This window comes from Avibacterium volantium, assembly GCF_900635775.1.
Taxonomy (GTDB): domain Bacteria; phylum Pseudomonadota; class Gammaproteobacteria; order Enterobacterales; family Pasteurellaceae; genus Avibacterium; species Avibacterium volantium.
In genome coordinates this window covers 2120813-2140452 of record NZ_LR134167.1, presented here as the reverse complement: position 1 = coordinate 2140452, position 19640 = coordinate 2120813, and the positions used below count along the sequence as shown (strand labels likewise).

The window sequence follows — 19640 nt, the reverse complement described above, 5'->3', positions numbered from 1 at the left end:
GGAAATTCTGTGCTAACCGTTTATTATTCCAATTTGCTTGAAACACAAAAAGAGATCCTACTGCATTTAATGAAAACAATGCCGTTGGACGATCCGTTGCAGTCGGAAATTATTTTGGTACAAAGCCCTGGAATGGCGCAGTGGCTGCAATGGCAAATTGCGGAAAAGCAAGGAATTTCAGCGAATTTACAATTTCCTATGCCAGCGACCTTTATTTGGCAGCTGTATCGCGATAATTTGTTTAATGTAACGCAGCAAAATCAATTTGCCAAAGAACAGATTGTATGGCGCTTAATGCGATTGATTCCGCAATATTTAGCACAACCTGCCTTTGCACCATTGCGAGATTATCTCAATTCTGCGCCGCAATCGGCACAACAAAAGTTGTATCAGCTAGCAGAAAAAGTGGCTGATTTATTTGACCAATATTTGGTGTATCGTCCAGATTGGATCAGCGTGTGGGAAAAAAATGCAGACAGTAGCATCGCGCAACAAATTGCCGCACAGAAAAGTGAAGATAAACAACAGTTAGCCAATCAAATTACACGCCATATTGAATGGCAAGGTATTTTGTGGCGTGCGTTAGTGGCTGAAATTCAACAGCAAAATGGCAGTGAAGAAGTTTGGCACAGGGCGCATTTACACCAACAATTTCTTCAGCTATTGGGTGAAAAAGCACCATTAAAACTGCCGAAACGCATTTTTGTGTTTGGTATTTCAGCCCTGCCAAAAGTGTATTTGGAAATTCTCAACGGCATCAGCGAGTTTTGTGATGTGCATTTATTTTTCACCAACCCTTGTCGTGAGTATTGGGGGGATATTGTCGATAAGCAATATTGGCAAAAATTACAACAGCGTTCTCGCACCGATCAACAAAGCCAGCAAGCTAACCCATTATTTTCTCATCAGCAAATTGCACGATTAGAACAAGAGCAATACGAACGCACTGCCGAGCAAGAAATGTTGCAAGTGGGCAATCCGTTACTTTCTTCTTGGGGCAAGCAAGGGCGTGATTTCCTTTATCTGCTCACCGATCTGCAAAGTAATGAAATTAATGCCTATGTAGAATTGGCAGAAGACAGTTTATTACACCAAATTCAGCAACGGATTTTAACGCTTACCCCAACAGGCATTGAGCCGCTGCATTTTGCACCGCAAGATCCGTCTTTTTCCATTCACGCCTGTTATAGCGCAATGCGAGAAGTGGAAGCCTTGCAGGATTATTTGCTGCATTTGTTTAATCAAGATCCGAGCCTAACGCCAAAAGATGTGGTGGTAATGGTGGCCGATATTGATAAATATACCCCTTATATTCGTGCTGTTTTTGAGCAAGGTAAGCCTTACATTCCATTTTCCATTTCGGATAATAAATTGTCGGAAAATGATGTGATTGTGTCGGCTTTCATCAAATTGTTAAACCTGAAAGAAAGTCTGTTTAGTGCGCAAGATGTGCTGGATTTTCTCGATATTCCAAGTATCCGCGCCCGTTTTCATATTAAGCTTGAAGATCTACCTTATATTCATCATTGGGTGGAACATTCAGGTATTCGCTTTGGCTTGGAAAAATATCAGGGCGTAGCGCAAGAAAATTATAATGCGTGGAAAGCAGGGCTGGAGAGAATGTTGCTCGGCTATGCAATGCGTGAAGAAAATGGCATTTGGCAAGACAGCCTAGGTTTTGATAATAGTTACGGCTTAAAAGGGCAATTAGCAGGCTATTTAGCGGAATTTATTGAACAACTTTATCAATGGTATCAAACACTTTGCGGCGAACATTCTGTTGAGCAATGGCAGCAAGCTTTATTCCAACTGGTGGAAACCTTTTTCCAATTTGACGAAACGAGCCAAGAAACCCAATGGTATCTTAATGATTGCATTGAAACCTTTGCCGAGCCTTTGGTCAATGTGCAATTTGAACAACCACTTGGCGCAGAAGTGGTGTCGGAAGTGATGAGTGGCTATTTGCAAGAAAATCCGCATAACTTACGTTTTCTGGCTGGGAAAGTGAATTTTTGCACCTTATTGCCAATGCGCTCAATCCCATTCCGCGTAGTGTGTTTGCTGGGAATGAATGAAGGCGAATACCCACGCCAAAGTACACCAAATAGCTTTGATCTTATGCAATATCATCAGCAAAAAGGCGATCGTTTCAAACGAGATGATGATCGTTATCTCTTCCTTGAAGCACTGGTTTCTGCGCAAGATTATTTCTATCTCAGTTATGTCGGGCATTCAATCATTGACGATGAGTCAAAAGAACCTTCCGTGCTGGTAAATCAATTATTGGATTATGTGGCAGAAAACTTGCCATTGCCTGAGAATGATGAGGGCGAAAATCCGAATGAATATTGGCGTAAAAAATTGGTGATACATCACCCAATGACTGCCTTTAGCGAGAAAAATTTCAGTAAAAACCACCGCACTTTTGCGCGTAAATGGTTGCCATTAGTGAATAAAACCGCTCAGCAAGAACAGGGATTTATTCAGCCATTGAATAATGATCATCGGGTGCAAACAGTGGCGTTAAGCCAGCTTATCGCCTTTGTACAGCACCCGATCCGATTTTTCCTAGAGCAGATTTTAGGCATTCACCTGAAAAATGAAGAAAGCGCCTTGCGGGACACAGAAAATTTCGATTTCGATAATTTAGAACGCTATGCCATTAACCAGCAACTGCTTTATCTCAATGATGATGAATTTAGCCAATTTTTCCGCCAGTTACAAATCAAAGGTGTAATGCCAAGGGGCGCTTTTGCTGAAGTGCAAGGTCAAAAACTGAGTCAAGATATTCGCGAGCTGAAAAAAGAAGTGGCAGATTATTTAACGCAAGAAAGCCAAAGCGTGGCAGTGGAGCTGGATTTCACCCTGCCAACCCAAACTTTGCGTTTAACAGGAGTAATCAATCAGCTTTATCCTTTGGTTGATGGAACAATGGAGAGAGTAACTTGGCGTGTAGGCGGGAAAATCCGTGATAAAGATCTGATTGAAAACTGGATCTATTATTTAGTGCAATGTGCCACACAAGAAAATGTTGCACCTGCTCATAGTTACGCCAAAGGTGAACAAGTGCGGTTTAAAATTCTGCCAAAAAACACCGCACTTGCACAATTACAATGTTATCTGGAAGCCTATGTTCAAGCCCTGCAATCCCCTTGCTTAGTGCTAACAGAAAATTTGGGGAACTATTTCAAAGCACTCAAAAATGAAAAAGGCAAAGATGATGAAGCCAAAATCCAACAAAAATGCTTGGCCATCTTGTACGAAAGTATTTACGGCAACGATTATGGTTTTAAACAAGAAGATAAATACTGGCAACGTGTGCTAAGCGAACAAGAATTAGCACAACTGGACTTAAACGCAATGACTAGCATAATGCAGGATTGGTTTGGGTTGATGTTAGAAACCTGTAAATAAAAGAAAACCGCTGATCATTCTCAGCGGTTTTGTTTTAGCGTTTGAAATATTCGGCTAATACTTGAGCAATGCCAGCTTCATCATTGCTTGTGGTGGTGAGCTTAGCTTGATGTTTTACTTCATCTTCCGCATTGCCCATTGCCACGCCTAATCCCACGGCGGTGAGCATACTGATGTCATTGTGGTTATCGCCAAAGGCAATCACTTGCTGCGGTGCAATTTGCCATTGGTTTAATACTTCTAACAATCTTGCCCCTTTGGTATTGCCTGCGTTGGCTATATCCACACGATCCACCCAAGACCATTCACAGCTAAATTGCTCAATTGGCAATTCTGCCACCACTTGGTTCATAACGTCCTTATTTTGCGCGCTAATTACGCACTTCCAGATTGGCTTGTCGTGATCGATCACATCTTGAATACTTTCTACTTTTCGCACTAAAGGACGGACATTTTCTGGACAACTGCCTACCCATTTCAGAAATTTTTCCATATGCGGATTGAGCTCAGCATAATTCATCGCATTGCGAGAATACATTAATAAATGGCAATGGTGCTTGGTTGCCGTATCATAAATTTGCTGCGCTTGTTGTTGCGAAAGTGGATTGGCCGCCAGCACCTTGTCATTTTGCACATCATAAACATAGGTGCCGTTGCAACAAATAATCGGCGAGGTTAAACCCAGTTCCATATAATAAGGAATCACCGCCGTATGATGTCGCCCTGTTACCAACAATACTTTAACGCCTTGCTGTTGCAACTTAGCGATTGCCTGTTTATTTTCCGCAAGAATCTGCCCTTGCGAATTCAGCAATGTGCCATCTAAATCAAAAGCGACTGCTTGGTAGTTCATTTTTTTATCCTTTTATTTTTTGAGTTTGTTAGATAAAAATATCGCAGGCCATTTACCTGCGATATGTTTGTTTACTGCTTCCGCCAAGTGGTACCATTTGCGCCGTCTTCTAACACAATGCCCATCGCGTTGAGCTGATTGCGGGCTTCGTCGGCGGCGGCCCAGTTTTTGGCAGCGCGGGCTTCGTTGCGTTGTTTGATTAAGGCTTCGATTTTTGCCACTTCATCATCGTCAGCGCCTGCTTGTAAGAAACTTTCAGGATCTTGCTGTAATAAGCCTAAAATATCGCCTAATTCACGCAAGCGTGCAGCAAGTTGATTTGCTTTGGTTTTATCTTCGCCTTTCAATTTATTGATTTCACGCGCCATTTCAAATAGCACAGAAATAGCATTTGGCGTGTTGAAATCATCGTCCATTGCCTCTTTGAACTGGGCGACAAATTCCTCGCCACCTTGTGGTGCGACGCTTGGATCGGTGTCGCGTAATGCGGTATATAAACGCTCTAATGCGCCTTGCGCAAGGTTAAGGTTTTCTTCGCTGTAATTAAGCTGGCTGCGGTAATGGGCGGTGAGTAAGAAATAACGCACCACTTCGCCGTTATAATGATTTAACACATCGCGAATGGTGAAGAAATTGCCGAGAGATTTCGACATTTTTTCTTTATCCACCATAATCATTCCCGAGTGAATCCAATAATTGACATATTCGCCATCGTGCGCGCAGCAGGATTGGGCAATTTCGTTTTCGTGGTGTGGGAACATTAAATCTGAACCGCCACCGTGAATATCAAAATGATCGCCTAGCTGTTTGCTGTTCATTGCAGAACACTCAATATGCCAGCCCGGACGGCCTTTGCCCCAAGGGGAATCCCAGCTTGGTTCATTCGGTTTAGACATTTTCCATAGCACGAAATCCATCGGGTTTTTCTTGATTTCTGAAATCTCAATTCGTGCGCCTGCTTGAAGTTGGCTGAGATCTTGACGCGATAATTTGCCATATTGCGGAAAACTTTCAATATCAAACATCACATCACCATTTTCTGCCACATAAGCGTGTCCACGTTGAATTAATTTCTCAACAATATCAATGATTTCTGGAATATGGTGGGTGGCGCGCGGTTCAACATTCGGACGTAAAATATTGAGCGCATCAAAATCGCGGTACATTTCTGTTACCATACGATCCACAAGCTGATCGCAGGTTTCTTTGTTTTCTAAGGCGCGTTTAATGATTTTGTCGTCCACATCGGTAATGTTGCGCACATAAGTGAGATCGTAACCCAAATAGCGCAAATAACGTGCAATCACATCAAAACAAACAAAGGTGCGTCCGTGGCCAATATGGCATAAATCATAAACGGTTACGCCGCACACATACATTCCCACTTTATTCGGGTGAATGGGGGTAAAAACTTCTTTTTCTCGACTTAAGGTATTGAAAATTTTTAGCATTTGTTTGTTTCTCTTGAAGTGATGAAATTAGACAAAATAAATGAGCTGGAATTATACCGCACTTTTGTGAAATAATAACCGCCTTTGATACACAAGAGGAATATTACGATGACAATGGTTACATTACACACAAATTTGGGCGACATCAAAATTAAATTAAACAGCGAAAAAGCGCCGAACACCGTGGAAAACTTCTTAAATTACTGCAAAAGTGGCTTTTATGATAACACAATTTTCCACCGTGTTATTGATGGTTTTATGATCCAAGGTGGTGGAATGGAAGCGGGTATGCGTGAAAAAAATACCAATGCGCCAATCAAAAATGAAGCCAACAATCGCCTAAGCAACAAACGTGGCACAATTGCAATGGCGCGCACGTCTGATCCGCATTCTGCAACGGCGCAATTCTTTATTAACGTGGCAGACAATACGTTCTTGGATTATCGTTCAAAAGAAATGTTCGGCAAAGAAGTGGTGCAAGATTGGGGCTATGCCGTGTTCGGTGAAGTGATTGATGGAATGGACGTGGTGGATAAAATCAAGGGCGTGAAAACAGGCAACAAAGGTTTTCACCAAGACGTGCCAGTGGACGATGTGGTAATCCAGTCTGTTACTGTGGAATAAAATTAACGAAATATTGATGAATAAAGGAGGCTTGCCTCCTTTTAAAATAGCCAAAATTTCCACCGCACTTTTCTTTTCTCGCACTTTGCTAAGGAGATCACGATGCAAAATGAAAAATGGTTGCAATGGATAATTGAATTGCAAGGCTTGGCACAAGCGGGCTTGTTTTATTCTAACAATAAATTTGATTTGGAGCGTTTTCAGCGTATCAGAGAAATCAGCACCGAAATGTTGCAAGCCCAATCGGATTTGCCTTTAGCGCGCGTAACCCAGTTATTTTGCAACGAAACGGGCTATCAAACGCCAAAAATTGATACCAGAGCGGCAATTTTTCAAGATGATCAAATTTTGCTCGTGCAAGAAGAAAACGGCTTATGGGCATTACCTGGTGGCTGGTGTGATGTGATTGCCACAGTAAAAGAAAATGTGGTGAAAGAAGTCAAGGAAGAAGCGGGGCTAGATGCCGTTGCTGAATTTGTTATCGCCTTGCAAGATCACGCGAAAAATAATCCACCAGCTCTTGCGCATAATGTGTGCAAAGTGTTTATTTACTGCCGTGCCACAGGGGGAGAATTTATGCCAAACAGCGAAACCTTAGCCAGTGGCTATTTTTCCTTACACGACTTACCGCCTTTGGCGACAGGCAAAACCACTGAAGCACAAATAAAAATGTGTTTTCAGGCACATCAAGCCGAACATTGGCAGACCATTTTTGATTAACAGGAATTCCCCCGTGCCATTTTTTGATACTCACACCCACCTCGATTATTTACTTGCTACAACCCAACAGCCGTTGGCAGAACTGATGGAAGAAAGCCAACAAGCTGGCGTTGAGAAAATGCTCGTGGTGGCGGTGCAAGCAGAGGATTTTAAAAATATTGAAAAAATCACCGCACTTTATCCCGAGCAGCTTTACTATGGCTTGGGCTTGCACCCATTGTATATCAAGCAGCACCACGTGGCGGATTTAGACTTATTGGCGCAACGACTTGCCAATCGTCCTAAAAATCTCACTGCAGTGGCTGAAATCGGCTTAGAAAAAGGCGTGCCAGAGTTATTAACCCCTGAATTATGGCAAAAGCAATGCGAATTTTTTGAGGCGCAACTGAGCTTAGCCAAAGCCAATCAACTACCTGTTAATCTACATTCACGCAAATCCCACGAAGATCTTTATCGTTTCTTAAAAACCGCACAGCTTAGCGTTACTGGCGTGGTACACGGCTTTTCAGGCAGCTATGAACAAGCCAAACGCTTTGTTGATTTGGGCTATAAAATCGGTGTAGGCGGCGTCATCACCTATGCCCGCGCCAACAAAACCCGCGAAACCATCAAACGCCTGCCGCTAGACAGCTTATTACTCGAAACCGACAGCCCTGATATGCCCGTATTCGGCTTCCAAGGCCAACCCAACCGCCCAATGCGCGTGCGAGAAACGTTCAAGGTGTTATGTGAATTACGGGCAGAAAGTCCAGATGAGATTGAAGCACGGATTTGGGGGAATAGTGTTAGGTTATTTGGGTGATTGTTGTTTTTCGTTGGGATTGATAACGAGTTTCGCTCGTTGAGCGACATACTTTCTTTTGCGTTCCCGAATAAAGAGAAGTAACGTTTTGGTTTTATCGTTAAATTGCTTTTTTATGCGTAATTGATAACGGATTTCGCCGTTGGCGACTTCCTTTCTTTTGCATTTCCCGAATGGAAGAAAGTAAAGTTTTTCTTTCACCGTTAAATCGTGTTTTTCTTTGTGATTAATAACGGGTTTCGCTCGTTGAGCGACTTCCTTTCTTTTGCTTACCCAAAAGAAAGGAAGCAAAGAAAAGGGAACCCCGATCAAACCGCTTTTTCCTTATTCCAATAAAATTTTCTTAACGAAAAGTAAGCCCATACTCGCTACGCTGCGTTCAGGCGTTACTTTTCTAAAAATTTTATTGGAATGACGGCGGTTTGGACGGGGAATGCGGTTAGGGTGAATTTTAAAGTGCGGTGGGAATTCTTTGAATTTGTTAGAAGTTAGAAAGTACAAAGAAAATTTTCTCGCCCCAGCCACGATGTGGCTGTGTTATCTAACCACCTACGGCTCGTAGGTGGTGAAATGTTTTCCAGAACAAATCTCCCCTAACCCCTCTTTGCTAAAGAGGGGGATTGGTAGGTGCAACCTATTGAAAGCGTATTATCATCTCCCGTGTAAATTGCCTTCATTTTTAACAAATTTTTAGAAAAGTAACGCCTGAACGCAGCGCAGCGAGTATGGGCTTACTTTTCGTCAAGAAAATTTTATTGGAATAAGGAAAAAGCGGTTTGATCGGGGTTCCCTTTTCTTTGCTTCCTTTCTTTTGGGTAAGCAAAAGAAAGGAAGTCGCCAACGGCGAAACCCGTTATTAATTACGCAGAAAAAAGCAATTTAACGATAAAACCAAAACTTTACTTTTCTCCATTCGGGAACGCAAAAGAAAGGAAGTCGCTCAATGAGCGAAATCCATTATCAATCACACAGAAACAATCAATTATCCAAACAACAAAACGCTTTTAAACCAAACAAAGGAAACTCAAAAGGCGAGATTAATTCACCATCTTCCCCACCAAAAACTCAATCACCGCAGCCACGCGTTTAATCTTTTGGCTGGCCTGTGGGTAATACAAATACACAGGCGGATAATTGCGCCAATAATCGGTTAATACAGGGATAAAGTCATTTTTATCGGGCAATTGCTGATGAATGGGCGTGAATAAACGCCCGATGCCCAACCCCGCGCGTACGCCGTCTGCAAAGGTGTCGATGTCGTTGCAGATGATTGGGGTAGGCATTTCCACGCTCATGCTTTCGCCGCCTTGTTCTAAAATCAGCGGTAGGATTTGCCCGGTGGTGATAAAGCGGTAGCCGATCAGACGGTGTTGATGCAGATTATCTCTTTGCGGTTCGCCGTAAGTTTTCAGGTAGCCTTTGGAAACATATAGCCCCTCTTGGAAAGACGGCAATAATTGCCGTGCCACCATATTTTCATCAATTTTATCACCAAAGCGAATGCCCAAATCATAGCCTGCTTGTACCAAGTCCACCGTGCCGTCATAGACGGAAATATCCAAGCAAATATGCGGATAACGCTGGTTAAATTCGGCCAAATAAGGCTGAATAATCAAGCGGTAAGCAAAACGAGAAAGGGTGATTTTCACCAAGCCTGCGGGTTCGTGTTCTTCGCTGATCAGCGCGTCAAAGCTGTGTTCCAGTTGTGCCATTAATGACCCCGTTTGGCTCAACAATCGTTGCCCTGCCTCTGTTAGCACCACACGCCGAGTGTTTCGCCAAAATAAGGGCATATCCATTTTTTGTTCCAGCAATTTCAATGCCTGACTAGCAGAGGGCGTGGTCATTCCCAATGTGCGCGCCGCTTCGCTGATGCTGCCAGCACGAGCGATAGCGTGAAAAATACGCAGTTGTTGGTAGGTTGAGCTATCCATTGTTAGTTTTTACCTAATTCTGTTTTAGTTATTGTTAGTCTAGTTTAATCAATGACGCAAGTCTATACTACGCATCAAATTCATTCAGAACGTAATAAGGAACAAAAATGAACTCAGTATTAATTATTTCAGGACACCCCGATTTAGATCATTCCGTGGCGAATCGTGAAATTCTCGCTCAACTCGAAAAAGCCTTGCCACAGGCAGAGATTGTGCGTTTGGATTTGGTTTATCCAAATTACCAAATTGATGTAGCGGCGGAGCAAAACCGCTTGCTTAATGCGGACACCATCGTGTTGCAGTTCCCTTTTTATTGGTATAGCTATCCTGCGTTGTTGAAAAAATGGGTGGACGATGTGTTTGTGTACGGCTTTGCGCACGGCAGCACGGGCGGAAAATTGGCGGGCAAAAAATTGCTTATCTCTTTCACCACAGGCGCAGCGGCGGAGCAATATCAGCCTGACGGCGCAATGCATCACACAGTAGAACAATTTTTACCCGCATTTCAGCAGCTTGCGAACCTTTGCCAAATGCAGTGGCTGCCGCCTGTGTATTCCAACGGAATGATGACAATTCCGAATGTCAGCACAGCGGAACAGCTTGCAGCAGTGCGTGAGAAAGCCCTTGATCACGCAGCACGTTTAGTTAAAACCATTCAAGATTAAGGAAAGAGCGGTATGTTTTTAGTACAAATTTCATTAGATCCCACAAATAACGCCGTGAATGCCTTGTTAGAAGAGCATCGCGCTTGGCTGAAAAAGTATGCCGAATCGGGCGTATTCCTGCTATTTGGGCCATACGCAGATCACAAAGGCGGTTTGATTATCGCCCAAGCGGAAAATGAAACCGCCTTGCAAGCCATTTTGGCGGAAGACGTGTATTTCCATAAACAGTTAGCGGATTATCAGGTTCGCGAATTTGCCGCCAAATTTATCGCAAATGATTTAATGGAAATGGTGAATTAAGTGAAATCACGAAAAACTAAGGCTTTCAGACGGCCTTATAAAATGCTTATGCCGTCTGAAAATAAAAGAAATAAAAATCTCATAAAATTTGACCGCACTTAATATTTGGTCAAATTCTTTTCTCACGCAAAATAGGAGCAAAAAATGCAAAATATTCAAGACAAAGTCGTCATCATCACAGGCGCATCATCAGGCATTGGCGAAGCCACCGCCTATAAACTGGCAGCCGCAGGCGCAAAAATCGTCTTAGGAGCACGCCGTGAAGACAAGCTCAAAGCCATTGCCGACAAAATCGCGCAAAACGGCGGTGAAGCCGCTTACCGCGTGACGGACGTGGTGAAAGCCGAAGACAATCAAGCCCTTGTACAGCTTGCCAAAGACCGTTTCGGCAAAGTCGATGCCATCTTCCTCAACGCAGGCCTCATGCCCAGCTCACCACTTTCCGCTTTGGAAACCGGCAATTGGAATGCCATGGTGGACGTGAACATCAAAGGCGTGTTGAACGGCATTGCCGCCGTCTTGCCCACTTTTGAGGCACAAAAATCAGGGCATGTATTAAGCACCTCATCAGTAGCAGGACTGAAAGTCTATGCAGGCGCGGCGGTATATTGCGGCACCAAATGGGCGGTGAAAGCCATCATGGAATCCGCCCAAGCTGGCACCCATATCCGCACCACCACCCTCTATCCTGCTGCCGTGCAGTCGGAATTGGTCGCTGGCATCACCAACGAACAGGCTTCCAAAGGCTATCGCGAACTGTACGACACTTACGAAATCCCTGCCGACCGTGTCGCCAACGCCGTGCTGTTTGCCCTAAGCCAGCCAGAAGACACCGACATCAGCGAAATCACCATCGGCCCAACTACCCAGCCTTGGTAATTCAATCAATCGCATGAAAGGCGGCGAAAAGCATGCGTTTTTTGCCGTTTTTTTGAAAGGGAGTTATGATATGGGAAACAAAAAACTTTACCGCCATCAACCAAGCCGATGACTTAAAAATCGTGCAAAATTGTGGTGGAAGACTTAGATCTGGACGTTGTACTTTTTGATATAATATTTATAGTATTTGAATTTGGAGGTGTATTATGTTTAAACCAAATAGCATTATTTTATATGTTGATAATGTCGACATTAGCACGGAATTTTATAAAAGTATCTTGGGTGAAGGGCCTATAGAGGCTTATCCTGGATTTTCTGTTTTTTCATTGAAGGATGGTTTTATTTTAGGGCTTCAAACAAAACACGATATTGAACCTAAACCACAGTTATCATTTGGTGGTTTTGAGTTATGTCTGAGTGATATATCCAAAGATGAAGTCAATAATATCTATCGTGATTTCCAAGCTAGAAATATACCAATGGCATTACCGCCAACAGAGCTTGAGTTTGGTTATACGTTTGTAGCATTAGATCCTGATGGTCATCGTATCCGCTTATGTGCGACGGATACTAGTGGAATTGAGAAGTTATAAACTGATCGTTAATATTTATGAAAGACGGCAGAAAGCGTAGGTTTTTCGCCGTTTTTTTGAGGATAAACCATGAAAAAATCATGACCGCATTTGCCCTCTATGCCAGCCTCAGCGTTCAGGCAGCCCCCATCATGAACTTCTTTGAACTTGGCATTGCCGAAGGGCAAAACACCGCCTATCACCAAGTGGCACAGCACAATATTCAAACCTCCCTCAAAAACGAAAAAGGCACATTGGCGATGATTGCCGTGCAGCCGAGCGAACAGCCCGATATGGCCTATATGGTGGAAATCTACGCCGATGATGCCGCTTACCAAGCCCACCGCCAAACACCCCATTTCCAAGCTTACCTCAAAGACACCGCGGCAATGCTGGAAAGCAAAGATTATCGAACCGTTCAACCGCTGTATCTTGGCAATCAAGGCGGGGTGAGTTGGACGGCGAGATAGGTGGCTGCCTGAAAATAGGTATTTTCCACAAGATTTTTAGCTATCATTCAATACAGAAGAGCAAATAAAGATAGAGCGATATGCTTGGATTTTGTAATCCATCCTGCAATTATTTATGTTTAAAAATGATTGAGATCTTCTAAAATAACTTTCATTTTATTGGCTAATTGGCTCAATTCGGTGAAAGTGTCATAAATACCGTCTTCAGATAAAACGTGATAGTGATTATTCGTTTCAATGGGAAAGTCCGCCATTTTTTCGTGTAATGCGATCCATTGTTGAGAGGAATAAAAGGTTTGAAGCGTTTTGGCAAGATGGGCGGCTTGTTGCCATTTGGCGATGTCTTTTTGAAAAACGTCGATTAAATCAACCAGTTGATTGTATTGATTTTGTAGGTGTTGAAGATCTTCTGATGTCATAAGAATTCCTTAAGTTGTTCCTTCAGGGAGGATAATCAAATTGTAGAAGGGAAATCCCTTCTCATTCAGGGCAATACGTTTATTATATACGAAACACCTTATTTTTGGGGAAATAGCCCTATTCTTCCTCCTGCAACACCTCCACCAACGCTTTAAATAGCGGTGAATGCTGGCGGCGGTGGGGGTAGTAGAGGTATAAGCCATCGTAGTGAATGGCGGTTTCGGGGAGTGAATGGTTTTAGGGCAGTTTTTTTGAGGAAAAACCATGAAAAAAATCATGACCGCACTTGCCCTTTCAGCCAGCCTCAGCGTTCAGGCAGCCCCCATCATGAACTTCTTTGAACTCGGCATTGCCGAAGGGCAAAACACCGCCTATTACCAAGTGGCACAGCACAATATCCAAACCTCAATTAAAAACGAAAAAGGCACGTTGGCGATGATTGCCTTGCAATCCCAAAATAATCCGCAACTCGGCTATATGCTGGAGTTATATGTCGATGAAGCCGCCTATCAAATCCATAAAAAATCGCCGCAATACCAGTATTTTTTACAAGAATCGCCGAAAATTCTCACCGACCATAAACAATTCACCCCATTAACCCTGCAATTTTGGGCAGACAAAACCTTTACGCCCAGCTAAACCATGCAAAGCAATTTGGTGAAAGTCCGCGTCAAACCCGAATATCAAAGCGAGTTTGCCCAAATCGTGAAAAATGAAATGCAAATCGCGATGGACAAAGAAAACGGCATTTGGCTGATGGCGGCAGGCACGGAGAAAAACACCCCCAATCATTGGCTATTTTTTGAAATCTATGCCGATGCCAAAGCCTATGAACAACACCGGCAAACCCCGCATTTTCAGGAATATTTGAGCAAGACAGCACAGATGGTGGAAGAAAAAGAAATACTGAAAGTTAGGGCAGAAGTGGTGGGGAGTCAGAGCGGTTTTCGGTATTAAAAGGCCGCCTGAAAATATCTTCTCAACCCCACCGTCTATCTTTTTACTCTTGATTTAGTCCGAAAATTGACTATAATGGATTCTTTAGTCAATTTTCGGACTTTTTTATGCACAATCATCTGGAACAACTTGCCCAGCAAATGGGCAGTATCGAACATTTATATGACCGTTGGCTGCAAAAGCAGGGCATTCCCTACAACCGTTTTGCCGTGCTGTATGGCATTGCGGTGTCAGAAGAGCAGCGTTTGACGCAGAAAAACATCAGCGAGGCATGGCAGTTGTCCAAGCAGACGGTGTTTAGTCTGTGCAAACAATTGCAGGAACAGGGCTTGATTGTCATTCAGGACAGCGAGAAGGACAGACGGGAAAAATGGTTGGTTTTAACCGAAAAAGGCCAAGCACAGGCGGACGGTTTGGTGCAGGCATTCGAGCAATTAAGCCAGACGGTTTTTGAGCAGTTTGGTGCGGAAAATACGCACCAGCTGTGTCAATTATTACAGCAGTTTGAGCAAGTATTTGCCCAGCATGTGGAGCAGGCATCATGTGGCAAAGCCTGAAAAATATCGGTCAAAACCATTTCCGCCTATTACTGGCAACTTTTGCCTTGGTCGGCGCGGAAAATTTGCTGTTTCTTTGCTATCCCTTGTTTGGCGGTTTTGCCGTCAATGCAGTGATGAATGGGCAAGTGTGGCAGTCGCTGACTTATGGCCTGTTGGTACTGTTGATGTGGGGCATTGGCGGATTGCGCCGTTCGGTCGATACCCGTGCGTTTACCCATATTTATACGCAAATCGCTGTCCCTGTGATTTTAAAACAGCGGGCGCAGGCAGTTTCTGTTTCTGCCATTACCGCAAGAGTGGCTTTGTCGCGGGAGTTTGTGAATTTTTTTGAGGAACATTTGCCGCAGTCCATCACCTCTATTTTGTCGATTGCGGGGGCGTGTCTGATGTTAATGGTGTTGGAATGGCCGATTGGTCTGTTCTCTTTGTTGATTTTATTGCTGTTTTTATCGCTGCTGCCGTGGTTTTCCCGAATGAGTGAGGGACTTTATGGCCGTCTGAATAACCGTCTGGAGCAGGATAATCACCATATCCGCCAAAGTGATGCCAACCGTCTTTGGCGGCATTATCGTTTGGTGGCGCGTTTGCGCGTGCTGATTTCTAATCGTGAGGCTTTGGGCTATTTTCTGATTGGGACGGCGATGAGTGTGCTGTTTGGCTTTAGCTTTGTTTATTTAAGCCTGCTCGGCTATCAAAGCGCTGGGCATGTTTATTCGATAACGACTTATTTGTGGATGTTAGCCATGGCGCTGGATGATGCGCCGCGTTTGGTGGAAAACTACAGTAATTTGAAAGACATTGCACAAAGGGTGCAGGTGGGGTGAGGAAAAACCGTCTTGATACAAAGCCGAGTTTGAATTTAACTCGGGTTTTTCTTTTCACGCTACCTGAAAAGCTTATCGCACACACCACGCTTTTTTGGTAAATACTCGCTCAAAAAATCAATCGTGAAAAAATACATTGATGAAGTGTTCACCCTTGGACACGGTAAATTATATGAAAGCGATGGCCGCCACCGCGTAAACCCTACCGAAGGCTATGGCATAGGCGGACTATTGCAAGGGCGTAAGCATATGCTGTCACTCACTTGGAATGCCCTGATTGAAGCCTTCACCCGTAAAGGCGATTTCTTTGATGGCGTGGGCGTGGACAGTGTTTATCTGCATTTTCACAAAGCCAACGAATTTATCGGGACAATGGCGCTACCAACATTTATCTGCAATGACGTGATTAAATCGCCGAATGTACCGATGTATTTGGAGAATTATCGCAAGCATTTGGTGGAAGTTTTTGGTAAGGCAGCTTAACTCTACGACTAAAAAGCTGCCTGAATATTTTCAGGCAGCCTGAGAGCAATAAAAAGTATAAAACCCAAGTTGAAATAAACTTGGTTTTTTAAAAGCTAGGCATTTTATTCTCCATACTTCCGCAAAATGCCTTTCAGTTATTTAAAATCTTACTCCACCTTAAACCGATAAATCACCTGATTTGCCGATCCACGCCAAATAAGCGCAGGATCGGTTTGTTCTTTGATAAATTTGCCGTCAATGAGAACATCAATATAAGGCAGCATTTGACGTTGAAGATCGTTAAGCTCGGCGAGTTTGTAGCCTGTCCAAAGCCAAATGTCTTTCTCTGGGCATTCCCTTTTGACGCGTTTGACTAAGGCGAGCAAGGTCGGCACGTTTCTCGGATGTAGGGGGTCACCGCCTGATAAGCTAAGACCCTGCCGTTTAATGCGTTGATCTTGTAGATCGCGAATAATTTGATCTTCCATCGCTTTATCAAAGGGAATACCTGCACTGAATGACCAGCTTTTTTGGTTGTAACAGTCTTTGCAAGCGTGTTCACAGCCGCTCACAAATAAAGTGCAACGCGTGCCTTCGCCGTTTACGATGTCAACGGGGTAATATTGGAGGTAGTTCATTTTATTTTTTATCTTAAATAATTAATTTTTTCTTTGTGATTAATAACGAGTTTCGCCGTTGGCGACTTGCTTTCTTTTGCTTACCCAAAAGAAAGGAAGCAAAGAAAAGGGAACCCCGATCAAACCGCTTTTCCTCATTCCAATAAAATTTTCTTGACGAAAAGTAAGCCCATACTCGCTACGCTGCGTTCAGGCGTTACTTTTCTAAAAATTTTATCTTCATTCGGGCGGTTTGGACGGGGAAATTCAGTTAGGGCAAATTTAAAGTGCGGTGGAAATTCTTTGAATTTGTTAGAAGTTAGAAAGTACAAAGAAAATTTTCTCGCCCCAGCCACGGTGTGGCTGTGTTATCTAACCACCTACGGCTCGTAGGTGGCGAAGTATTTTCCAGAATAAATCTCCCCACCCCCTCTTTACTAAAGAGGAGCTTAAAAGTTCTCGCTTTACAACATCTGGGTTTGAATACAGTATATCTCACCGCTTATTTCAGAAGAGCTTCAAAATCCCCATCTATGACCTGGAAAAGATAATGAATTAATCTCCCGTGTAAATTGCCTTCATTTTTAACAAATTTTTAGAAAAGTAACGCCTGAACGCAGCGCAGCGAGTATGGGCTTACTTTTCGTGACGAAAATTTGTTAAAAATGAAGATAAGCAATTTATTCGGGTGCTTTTTTCTTTGCCTACTTTCTTTTGAGCAAGCAAAAGAAAGTAGGTCGCTCAACGAGCGAAATTCGTTCTTAACTACAAAGAAAAAAGCGATTTGACGATAAAACAAAATTTAACCCCAAAATAAAACGTCATTCCCCAACTACAAATGCTTCACTCTTCTTTTCACCTCTTCCTGCTTTCCTGCATTAAACGGTCTGGCGTCTGGGCTGCCTAGATAACCGCAGACTCGGCGGGTGACGGAAACTTTTTCGCTGTCGTGGTTACCGCACTTAGGGCAGGTGAAGCCTTTGCTGGTGCAGTGAAATTCGCCTGTGAAACCACATTCATAACATTCATCAATCGGGGTGTTGGTGCCGTAGTAAGGCACGCGGTCATAGCTGTAATCCCAAACATCTTCTAAGGCTTTGAGATTGTGCTGAATATTTGGATATTCACCGTAGCAAATAAATCCGCCGTTCGCCAGTGGTGGGTAAGGCATTTCAAAATCCAGTTTGTCGTAAGGATTGACCTTTTTCTCCACATCTAAATGATAGCTGTTGGTGTAGTAGCCTTTGTCGGTTACGCCAGTTATCACTCCAAATTGTTTGGTGTCTAAACGACAGAAGCGGTCGCATAAATTTTCGCTTGGGGTGGAATAAAGGCTAAACGCGTAGCCAGTTTCTTGTCGCCATTGTTTGGTAGCTTGGGCCAAATATTCCACAATCGCAATGCCTTTTTGTCGCAATTGTTCATCATCATAAATATGATGTTGCGGATAAAGCGCGTTAATGGTTTCGTGAATGCCAATATAGCCAAGGGAAATGGAAGCTCGTCCATTTTTGAAGATCTCCGCCACATTGTCATCAGCTTTCAATCGCACGCCACACGCGCCCTCCATATATAAAATAGGGGCAACCCGTGCTTTGGTGTTTTCAAGGCGAGCAATACGCGTCATTAAGGCTTTTTTCGCGATGGCAAGGCGTTCATCAAGTAAGGCGTAAAAACGTTGCTCATCACCTTTGGCTTCAAGCGCGATACGCGGTAAATTCAGGCTAACTACGCCAAGGTTATTGCGTCCATCGTGCTGTAATTCACCCTCTTGTTCATACGCGCCTAAAAAACTGCGGCAGCCCATTGGGGCTTTGAAAGAGCCTGTTACTTTGACCACTTGTTCATAATTGAGAATATCGGGATACATTCGTTTAGAAGCACATTCCAACGCCAGTTGTTTGATATCGTAATTAGGATCGCTAGCTTGTTGGTTTACGCCTTTTTTAATGGTAAAGACCAATTTCGGGAAGACGGGCGTTTTGTGATTTTTGCCTAAGCCACGAATGCGGTTGCGTAAAATGGCTTGCTGAATTAAACGTGCTTGCCAGCTCGTGCCTAAACCAAAACCAAAGGTAACAAAAGGGGTTTGCCCGTTGGACGTGTGAAGCGTATTCACTTCATATTCCAACGATTGGAATGCGTCAAAACAATCCTTTTCAATCAACGCCTTAGCATAATTTTCAGGCTCAGGTACATTCCATTGCTGGGCTGTTTTTAAATGCTTTTCATAACTCAGTTGCACATAGGGCGCAAGCACTTCATCAATTCGATTAATGGTTGTGCCACCGTAAATATGGCTCGCAACTTGGGCAATAATCTGTGCGGTAACCGCCGTTGCCGTACCGATGGATTTCGGCGGTTCAATTTCTGCATTGCCCATTTTAAAACCTTGGGTGAGCATTCCTTTAAGATCCACCAACATACAATTAAACATTGGGAAGAATGGCGCATAGTCCAAATCGTGATAGTGAATTTCCCCTTTTTCGTGGGCTTCCACCACATCACGCGGAAGAATATAACGCTTGGCATAATGTTTCGCCACAATGCCTGCCAGTAAATCCCGCTGCGTTGGGATCACTTTCGCGTCTTTGTTGGCATTTTCATTGAGCAATTCCACGTTGCTTTGCTCAATCAGCCCTTCAATTTCACGCGTAAGCTGGCTACGCTTTTCCCGCGCTAAATCACGATCGTGGCGATATTCAATATAAGCGCGTGCTACTTGCGGATAATCACTCGCCATTAATTGATTTTCAACCAGCCGCTGAATGTCGTGAATGTCAATTTCCTGCTGATATTTGGCAAAAATGCCATTGGCAACCTGTTGCCCCATTTTTTGCCAATAATCGTCCTGCTCAATGTCAACCGCCAATGCCGCTTTACGAATAGCATTGATGATGCGCTGAATATCAAATTGTGCGCGTGAACCATCGCGTTTAATCACAAAAAACGAACTCATTGTACAACCCCCTATATCTTGTGTCTTTATAATTTTGAAAGCACTATATATAGATGTTTTGTGAAATTCAACAGACAAAAACTAGGGTTTTTTAGCTTGTTTTTTGAACGAAATGGAGTGAATGAGTTGATTTTACTGGGCTATTTTTATCTTT

Annotated in this window: 21 protein-coding genes and 1 pseudogene; 14 read left to right on the top strand and 8 right to left on the bottom strand. The window is 43.4% G+C overall.

Going from position 1 to position 19640, the window contains the following annotated elements:
- Positions 1-9: 9 nt before the first annotated feature.
- Positions 10-3414: an exodeoxyribonuclease V subunit gamma gene (gene recC, locus ELZ61_RS10140; protein ID WP_126373388.1), complete on the top strand. Its 3405-nt coding sequence runs from the start codon at positions 10-12 to the stop codon at positions 3412-3414.
- A 34-nt stretch (positions 3415-3448) separates the two neighbouring features.
- On the opposite strand, the gene ELZ61_RS10135 is transcribed toward recC, so the two are convergent.
- Together ELZ61_RS10135 and cysS are read right to left on the bottom strand one after the other, a co-directional pair.
- Positions 3449-4267 (bottom strand): pyridoxal phosphatase, encoded by an 819-nt coding sequence (locus tag ELZ61_RS10135; protein ID WP_126373386.1) that lies wholly within the window; start codon positions 4265-4267, stop codon positions 3449-3451.
- 71 nt (positions 4268-4338) lie between these two features.
- On the bottom strand, positions 4339-5718 hold the full coding sequence (cysS, locus tag ELZ61_RS10130; protein ID WP_126373384.1) for a cysteine--tRNA ligase: 1380 nt from the start codon (positions 5716-5718) through the stop codon (positions 4339-4341).
- A gap of 114 nt (positions 5719-5832) precedes the next feature.
- On the opposite strand from cysS, the gene ELZ61_RS10125 reads away from it, so the two are divergent.
- The 3 genes from ELZ61_RS10125 to ELZ61_RS10115 all read left to right on the top strand — a co-directional run bounded on the left by ELZ61_RS10125 (position 5833) and on the right by ELZ61_RS10115 (position 7864).
- The gene (locus ELZ61_RS10125; protein ID WP_126373685.1) at positions 5833-6342 is read left to right on the top strand and encodes a peptidylprolyl isomerase; all 510 of its coding nucleotides are present in this window, start codon (positions 5833-5835) and stop codon (positions 6340-6342) included.
- A 102-nt stretch (positions 6343-6444) separates the two neighbouring features.
- Positions 6445-7062 (top strand): NUDIX hydrolase N-terminal domain-containing protein, encoded by a 618-nt coding sequence (locus ELZ61_RS10120; protein WP_115249060.1) that lies wholly within the window; start codon positions 6445-6447, stop codon positions 7060-7062.
- Positions 7063-7075: 13 nt separating this feature from the next.
- Positions 7076-7864: a TatD family hydrolase gene (locus tag ELZ61_RS10115; protein WP_126373683.1), complete on the top strand. Its 789-nt coding sequence runs from the start codon at positions 7076-7078 to the stop codon at positions 7862-7864.
- Here ELZ61_RS10115 and ELZ61_RS10710 read toward each other — a convergent pair.
- The 3 genes from ELZ61_RS10710 to ELZ61_RS10110 all read right to left on the bottom strand — a co-directional run bounded on the left by ELZ61_RS10710 (position 7853) and on the right by ELZ61_RS10110 (position 9798).
- Positions 7853-8176, bottom strand: a complete 324-nt coding sequence (locus tag ELZ61_RS10710) for a hypothetical protein (RefSeq protein WP_164550737.1) — start codon at positions 8174-8176, stop codon at positions 7853-7855. The two genes, ELZ61_RS10115 and ELZ61_RS10710, sit on opposite strands and share 12 nt — an antisense overlap.
- A gap of 12 nt (positions 8177-8188) precedes the next feature.
- On the bottom strand, positions 8189-8365 hold the full coding sequence (locus tag ELZ61_RS10705) for a hypothetical protein (RefSeq protein WP_164550736.1): 177 nt from the start codon (positions 8363-8365) through the stop codon (positions 8189-8191).
- 536 nt (positions 8366-8901) lie between these two features.
- The gene (locus ELZ61_RS10110; RefSeq protein WP_126373382.1) at positions 8902-9798 is read right to left on the bottom strand and encodes a LysR family transcriptional regulator; all 897 of its coding nucleotides are present in this window, start codon (positions 9796-9798) and stop codon (positions 8902-8904) included.
- A gap of 107 nt (positions 9799-9905) precedes the next feature.
- Between ELZ61_RS10110 and ELZ61_RS10105 the strand changes: the two genes are divergently transcribed.
- From ELZ61_RS10105 to ELZ61_RS10085, 5 genes are all read left to right on the top strand, one after another.
- A complete protein-coding gene (locus tag ELZ61_RS10105) occupies positions 9906-10463 on the top strand; it encodes an NAD(P)H-dependent oxidoreductase (RefSeq protein WP_126373380.1) in 558 nt (185 codons plus the stop codon).
- 12 nt (positions 10464-10475) lie between these two features.
- Positions 10476-10763 (top strand): YciI family protein, encoded by a 288-nt coding sequence (locus ELZ61_RS10100; RefSeq protein WP_126373378.1) that lies wholly within the window; start codon positions 10476-10478, stop codon positions 10761-10763.
- A 144-nt stretch (positions 10764-10907) separates the two neighbouring features.
- Positions 10908-11642, top strand: a complete 735-nt coding sequence (locus tag ELZ61_RS10095) for an SDR family oxidoreductase (protein WP_126373376.1) — start codon at positions 10908-10910, stop codon at positions 11640-11642.
- Positions 11643-11848: 206 nt separating this feature from the next.
- Positions 11849-12235, top strand: coding sequence for a VOC family protein (locus ELZ61_RS10090; protein ID WP_126373374.1), 387 nt, complete (start codon positions 11849-11851; stop codon positions 12233-12235).
- Between the two features lie 80 nt (positions 12236-12315).
- Positions 12316-12684 (top strand): putative quinol monooxygenase, encoded by a 369-nt coding sequence (locus ELZ61_RS10085; protein WP_241969702.1) that lies wholly within the window; start codon positions 12316-12318, stop codon positions 12682-12684.
- A 119-nt stretch (positions 12685-12803) separates the two neighbouring features.
- On the opposite strand, the gene ELZ61_RS10080 is transcribed toward ELZ61_RS10085, so the two are convergent.
- Positions 12804-13103: a DUF4298 domain-containing protein gene (locus ELZ61_RS10080; RefSeq protein ID WP_126373370.1), complete on the bottom strand. Its 300-nt coding sequence runs from the start codon at positions 13101-13103 to the stop codon at positions 12804-12806.
- 265 nt (positions 13104-13368) lie between these two features.
- Between ELZ61_RS10080 and ELZ61_RS10075 the strand changes: the two genes are divergently transcribed.
- The 5 genes and pseudogenes from ELZ61_RS10075 to ELZ61_RS10055 form a co-directional block, all read left to right on the top strand.
- On the top strand, positions 13369-13743 hold the full coding sequence (locus ELZ61_RS10075) for a putative quinol monooxygenase (RefSeq protein WP_126373368.1): 375 nt from the start codon (positions 13369-13371) through the stop codon (positions 13741-13743).
- A gap of 3 nt (positions 13744-13746) precedes the next feature.
- On the top strand, positions 13747-14061 hold the full coding sequence (locus tag ELZ61_RS10070; RefSeq protein WP_126373366.1) for a putative quinol monooxygenase: 315 nt from the start codon (positions 13747-13749) through the stop codon (positions 14059-14061).
- Positions 14062-14168: 107 nt separating this feature from the next.
- A complete protein-coding gene (locus ELZ61_RS10065) occupies positions 14169-14618 on the top strand; it encodes a MarR family winged helix-turn-helix transcriptional regulator (protein WP_126373364.1) in 450 nt (149 codons plus the stop codon).
- The gene (locus tag ELZ61_RS10060) at positions 14603-15445 is read left to right on the top strand and encodes an ABC transporter six-transmembrane domain-containing protein (RefSeq protein ID WP_126373362.1); all 843 of its coding nucleotides are present in this window, start codon (positions 14603-14605) and stop codon (positions 15443-15445) included. Before ELZ61_RS10065 ends, ELZ61_RS10060 begins: the two co-directional genes overlap by 16 nt.
- A gap of 123 nt (positions 15446-15568) precedes the next feature.
- Positions 15569-15928 (top strand): annotated as a pseudogene (locus ELZ61_RS10055) (NAD(P)H-dependent oxidoreductase); the annotation flags it as partial.
- 149 nt (positions 15929-16077) lie between these two features.
- Here the strand turns inward: ELZ61_RS10055 and nrdG are convergent.
- Positions 16078-16548 carry an anaerobic ribonucleoside-triphosphate reductase-activating protein gene (gene nrdG, locus ELZ61_RS10050; RefSeq protein ID WP_126373358.1) on the bottom strand — a complete coding sequence of 157 codons (471 nt, stop codon included), beginning with the start codon at positions 16546-16548 and terminating at the stop codon, positions 16078-16080.
- An 811-nt stretch (positions 16549-17359) separates the two neighbouring features.
- Entirely contained in the window at positions 17360-19486 is a 2127-nt protein-coding gene (nrdD, locus tag ELZ61_RS10045; protein WP_126373356.1) for an anaerobic ribonucleoside-triphosphate reductase, read from the bottom strand.
- Positions 19487-19640: the final 154 nt, after the last annotated feature.

Coding starts and splice junctions, on each gene's coding strand:
- ELZ61_RS10100 (WP_126373378.1), top strand. CDS start 10,476: ATGTTTTTAGTACAAATTTCATTAGATCCCACAAATAACGCCGTGAAT.
- ELZ61_RS10095 (WP_126373376.1), top strand. CDS start 10,908: ATGCAAAATATTCAAGACAAAGTCGTCATCATCACAGGCGCATCATCA.
- ELZ61_RS10135 (WP_126373386.1), bottom strand. CDS start 4,267: ATGAACTACCAAGCAGTCGCTTTTGATTTAGATGGCACATTGCTGAAT.
- ELZ61_RS10070 (WP_126373366.1), top strand. CDS start 13,747: ATGCAAAGCAATTTGGTGAAAGTCCGCGTCAAACCCGAATATCAAAGC.
- ELZ61_RS10110 (WP_126373382.1), bottom strand. CDS start 9,798: ATGGATAGCTCAACCTACCAACAACTGCGTATTTTTCACGCTATCGCT.
- ELZ61_RS10120 (WP_115249060.1), top strand. CDS start 6,445: ATGCAAAATGAAAAATGGTTGCAATGGATAATTGAATTGCAAGGCTTG.
- ELZ61_RS10080 (WP_126373370.1), bottom strand. CDS start 13,103: ATGACATCAGAAGATCTTCAACACCTACAAAATCAATACAATCAACTG.
- ELZ61_RS10065 (WP_126373364.1), top strand. CDS start 14,169: ATGCACAATCATCTGGAACAACTTGCCCAGCAAATGGGCAGTATCGAA.
- ELZ61_RS10075 (WP_126373368.1), top strand. CDS start 13,369: ATGAAAAAAATCATGACCGCACTTGCCCTTTCAGCCAGCCTCAGCGTT.
- ELZ61_RS10125 (WP_126373685.1), top strand. CDS start 5,833: ATGGTTACATTACACACAAATTTGGGCGACATCAAAATTAAATTAAAC.
- ELZ61_RS10105 (WP_126373380.1), top strand. CDS start 9,906: ATGAACTCAGTATTAATTATTTCAGGACACCCCGATTTAGATCATTCC.
- ELZ61_RS10090 (WP_126373374.1), top strand. CDS start 11,849: ATGTTTAAACCAAATAGCATTATTTTATATGTTGATAATGTCGACATT.
- nrdD (WP_126373356.1), bottom strand. CDS start 19,486: ATGAGTTCGTTTTTTGTGATTAAACGCGATGGTTCACGCGCACAATTT.
- nrdG (WP_126373358.1), bottom strand. CDS start 16,548: ATGAACTACCTCCAATATTACCCCGTTGACATCGTAAACGGCGAAGGC.
- ELZ61_RS10060 (WP_126373362.1), top strand. CDS start 14,603: ATGTGGCAAAGCCTGAAAAATATCGGTCAAAACCATTTCCGCCTATTA.
- cysS (WP_126373384.1), bottom strand. CDS start 5,718: ATGCTAAAAATTTTCAATACCTTAAGTCGAGAAAAAGAAGTTTTTACC.
- ELZ61_RS10085 (WP_241969702.1), top strand. CDS start 12,316: ATGACCGCATTTGCCCTCTATGCCAGCCTCAGCGTTCAGGCAGCCCCC.